The 8,633-nt window shown below is 67.5% G+C and carries 10 protein-coding genes and 1 pseudogene; 3 read left to right on the top strand and 8 right to left on the bottom strand.

Features of this window, described 5'->3' with window-relative positions; translation table 11 throughout:
• The 3 genes and pseudogenes from C1J00_RS32560 to ctaD form a co-directional block, all read right to left on the bottom strand.
• Positions 1 to 372 (bottom strand): annotated as a pseudogene (locus C1J00_RS32560) (transposase); the annotation flags it as partial.
• Between the two features lie 543 nt (positions 373 to 915).
• Positions 916 to 1,281: a hypothetical protein gene (locus C1J00_RS32550; protein ID WP_245936588.1), complete on the bottom strand. Its 366-nt coding sequence runs from the start codon at positions 1,279 to 1,281 to the stop codon at positions 916 to 918.
• Positions 1,278 to 2,993 carry an aa3-type cytochrome oxidase subunit I gene (gene ctaD, locus C1J00_RS32545; RefSeq protein WP_102912570.1) on the bottom strand — a complete coding sequence of 572 codons (1,716 nt, stop codon included), beginning with the start codon at positions 2,991 to 2,993 and terminating at the stop codon, positions 1,278 to 1,280. The genes C1J00_RS32550 and ctaD overlap by 4 nt, the downstream gene beginning before the upstream one ends.
• 681 nt (positions 2,994 to 3,674) lie before the next feature.
• Between ctaD and C1J00_RS47225 the strand changes: the two genes are divergently transcribed.
• A complete protein-coding gene (locus C1J00_RS47225; protein WP_245936587.1) occupies positions 3,675 to 3,890 on the top strand; it encodes a hypothetical protein in 216 nt (71 codons plus the stop codon).
• 8 nt (positions 3,891 to 3,898) lie between these two features.
• Here C1J00_RS47225 and C1J00_RS32535 read toward each other — a convergent pair whose 3' ends face one another.
• Complete coding sequence (locus C1J00_RS32535) at positions 3,899 to 4,432, bottom strand: hypothetical protein (protein WP_102912569.1); 534 nt, start codon at positions 4,430 to 4,432, stop codon at positions 3,899 to 3,901.
• A gap of 207 nt (positions 4,433 to 4,639) precedes the next feature.
• On the opposite strand from C1J00_RS32535, the gene C1J00_RS46000 reads away from it, so the two are divergent.
• Positions 4,640 to 5,098 (top strand): SPW repeat protein, encoded by a 459-nt coding sequence (locus C1J00_RS46000; protein ID WP_219728386.1) that lies wholly within the window; start codon positions 4,640 to 4,642, stop codon positions 5,096 to 5,098.
• 280 nt (positions 5,099 to 5,378) lie between these two features.
• On the opposite strand, the gene C1J00_RS32520 is transcribed toward C1J00_RS46000, so the two are convergent.
• The 4 genes from C1J00_RS32520 to C1J00_RS47985 all read right to left on the bottom strand — a co-directional run bounded on the left by C1J00_RS32520 (position 5,379) and on the right by C1J00_RS47985 (position 7,327).
• Entirely contained in the window at positions 5,379 to 5,624 is a 246-nt protein-coding gene (locus C1J00_RS32520; RefSeq protein ID WP_102912567.1) for a hypothetical protein, read from the bottom strand.
• A 353-nt stretch (positions 5,625 to 5,977) separates the two neighbouring features.
• Positions 5,978 to 6,580 carry a hemerythrin domain-containing protein gene (locus C1J00_RS32515; protein WP_102912572.1) on the bottom strand — a complete coding sequence of 201 codons (603 nt, stop codon included), beginning with the start codon at positions 6,578 to 6,580 and terminating at the stop codon, positions 5,978 to 5,980.
• 274 nt (positions 6,581 to 6,854) lie between these two features.
• The gene (locus C1J00_RS47220) at positions 6,855 to 7,118 is read right to left on the bottom strand and encodes a hypothetical protein (protein WP_245936586.1); all 264 of its coding nucleotides are present in this window, start codon (positions 7,116 to 7,118) and stop codon (positions 6,855 to 6,857) included.
• Positions 7,028 to 7,327, bottom strand: coding sequence for a Ku protein (locus C1J00_RS47985; protein ID WP_342751769.1), 300 nt, complete (start codon positions 7,325 to 7,327; stop codon positions 7,028 to 7,030). The genes C1J00_RS47220 and C1J00_RS47985 overlap by 91 nt, the downstream gene beginning before the upstream one ends.
• Before the next feature lie 407 nt (positions 7,328 to 7,734).
• On the opposite strand from C1J00_RS47985, the gene C1J00_RS32505 reads away from it, so the two are divergent.
• Positions 7,735 to 8,633: PP2C family protein-serine/threonine phosphatase (locus tag C1J00_RS32505; RefSeq protein ID WP_102912571.1), on the top strand; the 899-nt coding region annotated here is incomplete at its 3' end.

Genomic DNA, 8,633 nt, shown 5'->3' with positions numbered 1-8,633 from the left:
GTCGTAGTAGGTGCGGGAGGCGGGGTCGTGGGGGGCTGCGAACGCGGAGAGGAACATCGCTCGTTTCAGCTGGCGGTTGCCGCCTCTGGGGGCGTGCTCGCCGTGGATCGACGTGCCGGACTGCCGGGTTGCGGGGGCGAGGCCAGCGTAGGAGGCCAGGTGGGCGGCGGTGGGAAAGCTGCTGCCGTCGCCGACGGTGGCCAGGAGGACTGCGGCGGTCCTGACGCCGATGCCGGGCATCGAGGTCAGGACCTGGGAAAGAGGGTGGGCCTCCAGCAGGGCCTCTATCCGGGTTTCCAGGGCCCGGCGTTGTTCGTGGTCGGCGGCCAGCGACTTCGCCAGCGAGGGGACGATGACGTCGAGGGTGCATAACGGGGGAAGAGCGGTGGTACCGGATACCCAACAGCGCGCGATCAGGCCCACACTGTGGCAGGGTCTGGTGGCCGGTACCGCCGGAGGCGTCGCGATGCCCCTCGGCGGGAAGATCGAGCAGGCCGTCACCGGCCGGCCCGACTCCCACATGGCCGCAAGCTCGCCGTCGTCCGCCTCACCAACGGACCAGATCCTGGAGAACGCGATCCGGTGTCGGCGCCACGCCGCCCCACTTGGCCCCGCAAGGAACTCGTCGTGGATGTCCTACACAAGGCGTGTACGCCATGGCTACCGAAGTGGTCGCCGATGCATTTGCCGCCCGTGGCGGCCCCGGCCCCGGACAGCGCACGCCGCCATCCGCCCATAGGCTGCCGCGCTCCTGCCGCGTAGGTACGCCCACGGAGCCTGAAGCCGGCAGCTGACGTCGCCGGATGCACGGCCGGCCTTGGCTGCTTCCTTCCAGCGGCTCATGCCGGGCACCGAACGATGGATCCCCGCCTGAGGCTGCTCATCCCCCCAACCAGTTCGCTGAGGTGTGGGCGTTCAGCGTCCCACGAGGCAGGCAGCGGTATTGAAGCCCGCCGTACCGGCCAGGAGAGCGCAGGTGATGGCGGCATGGCGTTTGAGCAGGGTGCGCCGCAGTTCCCGGTAGCGAGTCTCGTACTGCGCGCGCAGATCACCGATGTGGTGGACCAGTGTCTGCCGCGTGAGACTAATGCGCTGCTCGACGTAGAGGCGGGTCATCTCTTCGGCCTGCGCGGTGGTCAGCCACGGCATGCGTGAGCGCAGCGTCTCCGCTTCTTGCCGGGCCTGGAGGTAGTAGGTCTGGGCCTTGAGGTAGCCCTCGACATCGCCGACGAGGGCCGGTGCCTCGTCGGCGTGCGCCCGGCTCTGCCGACCCTTGATCATGACCGATCACCCTTGTCGCCCTCGACTTTCACCACATCCCGCCGACCGACGTTCTCCACCTGATCCACCTCCGCGATGTCCGGGTGGTGCAGGTCGAAGGCGGGGGACTCGGAGCGGATGCGCGGCAGGGTGACGAAGTTGTGCCGCGGCGGCGGGCAGGAGGTGGCCCACTCCAGGGACCGCCCGTAGCCCCAGGGGTCGTCGACCTCGATCTTTTTGCCGATCTTGGCGGTCTTCCACACGTTGTACAGGAACGGCAGGGTGGACAGGCCCAGCAGGAACGCGCCGATGGACGAGACCGTGTTGAGCCAGGTGAAGCCGTCGGCGGCGAGGTAGTCGACGTAGCGGCGCGGCATGCCCTCCGCGCCGAGCCAGTGCTGCACCAGGAAGGTCATGTGGAAGCCGGTGAACAGCGTCCAGAAGTGGATCTTCTCGAGGCGTTCGTCGAGCATGGTGCCGGTCATCTTCGGCCACCAGAAGCTGAACCCGGCGAACATTGCGAACACGATGGTGCCGAAGAGCACGTAGTGGAAGTGCGCGACGACGAAGTACGTGTCGGTGACGTGCCAGTCCAGCGGCGGTGAGCCGAGGATGACGCCGGTCAGCCCGCCGAACAGGAAGGTGACCAGGAAGCCGGCCGCCCACAGCATCGGCGGCTCGAAGGACAGTGAGCCCTTCCACATCGTGCCGATCCAGTTGAAGAACTTCACCCCGGTCGGGATCGCGATCAGATACGTCATGAAGGAGAAGAACGGCAGGAGCACAGCCTGGGTGGCGAACATGTGGTGCGCCCACACCGTCACCGACAGACCCGTGATGGCGATCGTGGCGCCTACCAGGCCCGTGTATCCGAAGATCGGCGTCCGCGAGAAGACGGGGATGACCTCGGTGATCACACCGAAAAACGGCAGCGCGAGGATGTAGACCTCGGGGTGGCCGAAGAACCAGAACAGGTGCTGCCAGAGGATCGCCCCTCCGTTCTCTGCGTTGAAGACCTGCGCCCCGAACCGGCGGTCGGCCTCCAGCGCGAAGAGCGCGGCGGCCAGCACCGGGAACGCCAACAGGACCAGCACCGAGGTGAGCAGCACGTTCCAGGTGAAGATCGGCATCCGGAACATGGTCATGCCGGGCGCGCGCATGCAGATGATCGTGGTGATGAAATTGACAGCGCCGAGGATCGTGCCGAAGCCGGACAGAGCCAGCCCCATGATCCACAGGTCCCCGCCGACCTGGGGAGTGCGCTCCCCGCCGCTGAGCGGGGTGTAGGCGGTCCAGCCGAAGTCGGCGGCGCCCTGCGGGGTGAGCAGGCTGCTGAGCACGATCAGGCCGCCAAAGGCGAACAGCCAGTACGAGAGCATGTTCAGCCGGGGGAAGGCGACGTCCGGGGAGCCGATCTGCAACGGCATGATCGCGTTGGCGAACCCTGCGAAAGTCGGTGTCGCGAACAGCAGCAGCATGATTGTGCCGTGCATCGTGAACGCCTGGTTGTACTGCTCGTTCGACAGGATCTGCAGCCCCGGGCGCGACAGCTCGGCCCGGATCGCCATGGCCAACGCTCCACCGATCAAGAAGAAACCGAACGACGTGATCAGATACAAATGCCCGATCTTCTTGTGATCGGTGGTGGTCAGCCAACTGACGATGACCTGTCCCTTGGTGCGGCGCCCTACCGCCGACACGGGAGAGACCGGCTCAGTCGCATGTGTCGCCATCAGCATCCCTAGCTAGTTAATCGCTGAACCCGGACGGTTTTGTGAGTGGTGGTACGCCTGCTTGTCGGTTGTTGGGGTGGGGCAGTGCGTAGCCCTTCCCCAGCAAGCTGCACCTGCTGATTCGACAACTGCCGTGCGCTTGGGGAAGGTATGGGCCGAATGGTTGATTCATCCGCCGGGGTGCAGGGGACCGGCCGGCAGGACACGGATCAGCAGGGTCACTTGGGGCAGTCGTCGGCTGACGCCAACTCAGATCGGCTGGTACACCCGAGACTTCAGGCTGGCCAGTTCCCGGCGCTCGGTAGAAGGGTCGGTGACAGTGCATGCCGGGCCTTGCACTACCACCCGCTCGGTGCCCATCGCTTGGGAATGCGACAGGTACGTGCTCGATCACTCCGCCCACCCGCCAGACGGCTGGGTGCACCTTGTGCCAACGATGTCCTGATGGGGTTGCCGGCGAACACTGGCTCGTCTTCGCAATCTTTCGACCGGGCCGGGGTCCGGCCACCGCTCGCGCCCTCGTCACCGGCATCGAGCGCCTGGACCCCGGCACAGCGGAGCGCGAGGAGAAGGTGCGGCGGGTCTTCGCCCTGATCCGGCAGGACATCCGGGACGAGGAGGACTACTGCCCCGGCTGCAGGAGGCACTGGACGCTGGCTGGCTGCGGCGGCTCGGTGTGGCGTGGGAGACGGTGCGCCGCAGCGCGCCGACCCGTCCCCACCCGGTCGTGCCGCGGCGCCGCCCGGCAACGCGGTCCTGGGCGTGCCGCTCAGCCTCTACGACCGGCTCCGTGACGGGCTGGGGGTGTCCGGCCCGTGGGGCAGGAGGGTCTTGGCCGGTCTGATCGGGCTGCTCGTCTCCGCCGCGGTCGCCGTGCTGGTGCGCAAGCGCTCCTGACCGGCGGGTCATCGCCCGTAAGCGTCCCGGCGGGGCAGGGGGCCGGCGTCCGCATGGCGGCCGGGGCGCCGGGCGGCGTGCCGCTGACCGGGGCCCATGCTGCCACGCGCTGCCAGGGCATCGGCGACGGCGCCCGTGACGAATGCGTAGACGGCCTTGTGCAGGACGTCCACCACGAGTTCCCGACGCGGCCAGGTCTCGGGCGGGGCGCCAACACCGGTCGCGTTCTCCAGGATCTGGTCGTTGGTGAGACGGACGACCGTGAACTTGGCGGAGGCGGCCGGTCCGCGCAGCCCGGCCTGGGCCATGACCGACCGCAGCACGCCAAGGAGGGCGGCTTGGCCGAAGTGCATGAACCAGTTGACCTTGAGCGGCTGGGTGCCGGGGCGCTCGGGCAGGCCGGTCAGCCGCTGCAGGACACGAGCCGGCACATGGGAGTCCGGCCGGCCAGTGACGGCCTGCTCCAGTTTCTCGCCGAGCGTCATCACGGCGCCTCCAGCGGTACCGGCGAGCAGCCCCTGCCACAGTGCGTGCCTGATCATGTCCTGGCGAGTACCCGTTTCCCCGAGTTAGGTCACGCACCCGGACCGGCCACAGCCGCCGGTCGCCTTGTCCATGAGGGCGCTGTACCCGAGCTGCAGTGTGTCCACCCCGACCAGGGCCATGAGCCTCCCCATGGCGGTGCGGGTCGCTCGGGGCCACAGCAGAACGAGACGATCGGGGTACTCGGCCGGGCGGAGGTGTCTGACATGGCAACAGCGCACAAACCGGGAACTGCCCGGTCCAAGAGGAATTCTGCCGATCAGTCTCTGCTCCGGGGGCAAAGGCAACAAATCATCGGATTGTTGATGCTCCTCAGCGCGGTGGTGCTGTTCGTGGCCCCATGGATCGCGGGCTACCCAGACACCGCAAAGGACGCACATCGCAACGAGCTGGGTGTGGGGATGGTCGTATTCTTCACCGCCCTCGCCCGCTTCTTCCGCTACCCCGGCAAGTGGTCTGATCTGGTGGTGCTGGTGGCCGGGGCATGGATGATCGCCTCGCCGTGGGCCATCGGCAGGCAGAGCACGGAAGTGTTCGACGGCGCCCAAGTGATCGATGTGGCTGTAGGAATCGTGCTGATGGTGCTGGCGATCGTGTCTCTGCTGTTGTTGGGCTTGACCCGGGGATACGACGAGAAGCGGAAAGCGGAAGAGGGCGGTCCCTGACCTGGAGGCGGTCGAGCCTGGCCGTGACTCTAGGGATAAAACTGCCGGATGTTGTTGACACCGGGTCTCCGATCACTACGGAGATCTGGTGCCCCATTCAGTCGGACTGCAGCAGGACCGCTAAGCCTAGCGACGCCTGGCGGTCTGCGTCACGCCGAGGAAGTCACCGGAAACGTCTCACTGACCTGCCGGTACGGCTACCTGCGGATCGACGGTGATCGTGTGCTGCACGCGAGGTGCCGGTGAGGCGCGCAATGCGGTGTCCGAGAGGCCTTGCGTCTCAGCTAGCGGCCGGTGACTCCTCATCGTCGCCGGCGTCAGGTGCGGCGCCTTCTTCGGTCTCGATGCCCTTAAGAGGCGTGCCCGCCGTCGTGCCCCGTTCCGGTCGGTAACCCTCCTTGTTGCTCGCTGTGCCTGGGATGGAACGGTCCTGGGCCTGGTTTTCCGCACCCGAGTGCGATCCAGGCTCCTCGGGGTCGCTGGCCCTGCCGTAGCCGTCCTCGCGGCGGTGCTCATCGCTGGCCATGTCTGTGCCCTTTCACATCGGGTCACCGCCGGGTTCCCTCGGGTGCGATACCGGAAACGGCGGCGCACCCGGGGCAGAGGGGGTCCCCTCCCAGAGTGTGGGCCTACCGTTCTGGTCGGCCGACGGCCACGGTCGGGCGACATCATGCAGTGAACGGCCTGCTTCCCAGCCCGGCCGGGACGCCATCCATTCAGCCAAGTGAACGAGTGGGCCGCAAGCCCGCTAGCAACGTGCACACTCCTTCACCGGCACGGTCACGGCCCGTCCCCGCGGCCTGACCCATGACCAAGGCTTAACTGAGCCCAGTACAGCACGCATACCGGTCGGATCTCCGATTCCGGAAGTTGCTTCCGCTATCGCTTGGCCGACGTACTGAAGGCGTCGCGAGCCCGGTCCAAGAGAGAGGCGAAGGGGCCCAGGGTCCACTGCATGGCCGGTGATCCGGCAGCGGTGGGATGGGGATGGGTGGGCGCCAGCTTCTCGGCCGTGAGCAACCTCCTGCCCATGGTCCGGCGCTGCTCAGGTGTGCAGCCGGATTCGAGCGCCGGGAACTCTTCCGTCTCCTCATGCTGGGCGTGGGAGAGCACGTCCTGCTGGAATTGAGCCAGCTGTACATCGAACTCCGGACTGTTGACGTCCAGCTTCTCCAGCCGGGCCAGGGCCTTGTTGGCCTCTTTCTCCTCGGCATTGCGCGCTCCGGCTTCTTCGTCGCCGGCGACGTCCTTGGCGGCGGGGCGCACGATCATCTCCTCGGCCGTTTCGTGCACGGCGAGGAGGCCCCTCAATTCATTGAAGACCTCCTTCTTGCGGTCGCCTTCGGCTCCGCTGATCTCGCCGAAGAGTTCCCTGATCCTGGCGTGTTGCTGGAGAAGGATGGCTACGACATCGTCCTTCTCCTTGCCAGCCGCCTTGTCACGCCGCGGGTCGTCGTCCATCTCGGGGTACTGCGCGCTCATCACGCCGTCCTTTGTGAAGTAGGGAGAGATGACCTTCTTGGACCGAGTCACCGCCGTGAGGTCCGGCAAACGCGGTCCGCAGAGGCCTCTGCGAGGGGAACCGACCTCTTCCTCCCCTTCGATACCCGCCCGGTATCACCAGCATGGGCAGTGCCGCGCTCACTCGCCTGCGTCTGGCGGCTCCCACAACCCGGGTGCGAGCGTCTCGCGTTCCCCTGCTTCCTTCCCGGTGAATGACGCGGAGGGAACGTGTGCTCCGGGCACGAGTACCTCGTCAGATGCCGCTGGAATCCGCAGCGACGAACTCGCAGACGGCCACCGGCGCCAACGCCACCGTCGAGCTTCCCGTGTCCAACTGCTCGGCGTTCTCTTCCCACTGGCCCTCCTCACCGGCCTGGCGACGCCCTTCCGCCCCGCCGCGCGGCCGCGATAGCCCGGCCACGACGCTCAACCTCGACGGAAACACCTTGGTGTACTTCTTGCCGCGCGGGGCGATGTAGTAGGTGCGGTCGAAGCAGACGAGCTCGATCTGGTACACGAAGTCGCGGTGATGTCGATGGTCTGGGAGCGGCCCGGCGAGATATGGTCCAGTTCGTCGGGCTCCACGACGACGTACTCGCCCTCGCTCAGCTCGAAGCCCTTGACGATGTCCTCGCCGGCGACTTCATCGCCGGGGCGCTCGTTGACCCGTCGGTTGCGGATGCGGTCCGAGGTGCCGCGCTGCAGCTGACCGGGTCCACTCCCCATCTGCCCCATCGCACGATGCTCCTGCTGACCACGCTGGTACCCGGCCAGGCACAGCGCGCGTTGGGATCATCCCGACCACGGCCTGGACGCCGCCCATCACGCCGAACACGCCAGGTCAGCGGGCTGCGGTGCCTTCGTCGGCCCTGTGCGCGTCCGGTGCCACGAGTGAGCTCCTGGCCGCGCTGTCCAGCTTTCCATCACCGCGCCAAGCGAGTGGGGCAGGGACATGCGGGTTGTTTTCTGTGCACCTCCGCGCTGGCGTTCGGGTGTGGACGTCGGCGATGGGGATACGTGTGGTTGCGACGTCCGTTCGGGCTTCTCGTTTCGTCTGCCGACCGCAAGAGCCTCTCGGGGCGATGGGGCTGGTGGGGCGGCCGCGGGTGGTCCCTGTCTGACAGGCTGACCGCATGGCTTCACTCGAGGACTCGGCCCGCATGCTTCACGGCCTGCTGCGGGCCAGTCACCTGTCCGCGTTTGAGGAGCTGCCGGCCCTGGTGGCGCACCGGGCCGGCGAGGCCGGGCTGCATCGGGCACGTCTCTACGTGGCGGACATCCAGGAGCTGGTGCTGCGGCAGGTCACCGGGCAGGGCCTGGACGCTGGAGAGGGCGGGCGGGAGCTGCGGATCGACGCCACGCTGGGGGGCCGGGTCTTTCGCGACGGGCAGTCGCAGTCCGTGCCGGTCGACGGCCGGACGCAGCACTGGCTGCCGGTGCTGGACGGCACCGAGCGCCTCGGTGTCCTGTGCATCGAAACCGACAATGAACCGGAGGAGCCCACGTCGGCGGCGATGGAGGGCCTGGCGTCGCTGGTGGGCATGCTGCTGGTCTCCAAACGCCACCACAGCGACTCCTACGCCCGCCTCACCCGTGTCAGTCCGATGTCGGTGTCCGCGGAGATGCAGTGGACCCTGATGCCCCCCCGGGCGTTCGCGAACAAGCGGGTGACCATCGCCGCGACGATGGAACCCGCCTACGCCACCGCCGGTGACGCCTTCGACTACGCCCTGGCCGGGCACACCGCTCACCTTGCGGTCTTCGACGCCATGGGACACGACACCTCAGCCGGGCTGACCGCGAACCTCGCCATGGCCACCTGCCGCAACCAGCGACGCCAAGGCCGCGGCCTCGCCGAAGCCAGGGACACCATCGAAGCCACGCTGATCGAGCAGTTCTCCCACACCCGCTACGCCACCGCAGTCCTGGCCGACCTCGACCTCACCACCGGTGTCCTGACCTGGATCAACTGCGGCCACCACCCGCCCGTCCTGATCCGCGGCCGACGCTGGACCACCCACCTGACCTGCAC

The organism is Streptomyces cahuitamycinicus (assembly GCF_002891435.1).
GTDB classification, from domain to species: domain Bacteria; phylum Actinomycetota; class Actinomycetes; order Streptomycetales; family Streptomycetaceae; genus Streptomyces; species Streptomyces cahuitamycinicus.
Note: the sequence above shows the minus strand (reverse complement) of the source record. Positions and strands in the feature narration are given on the sequence as shown.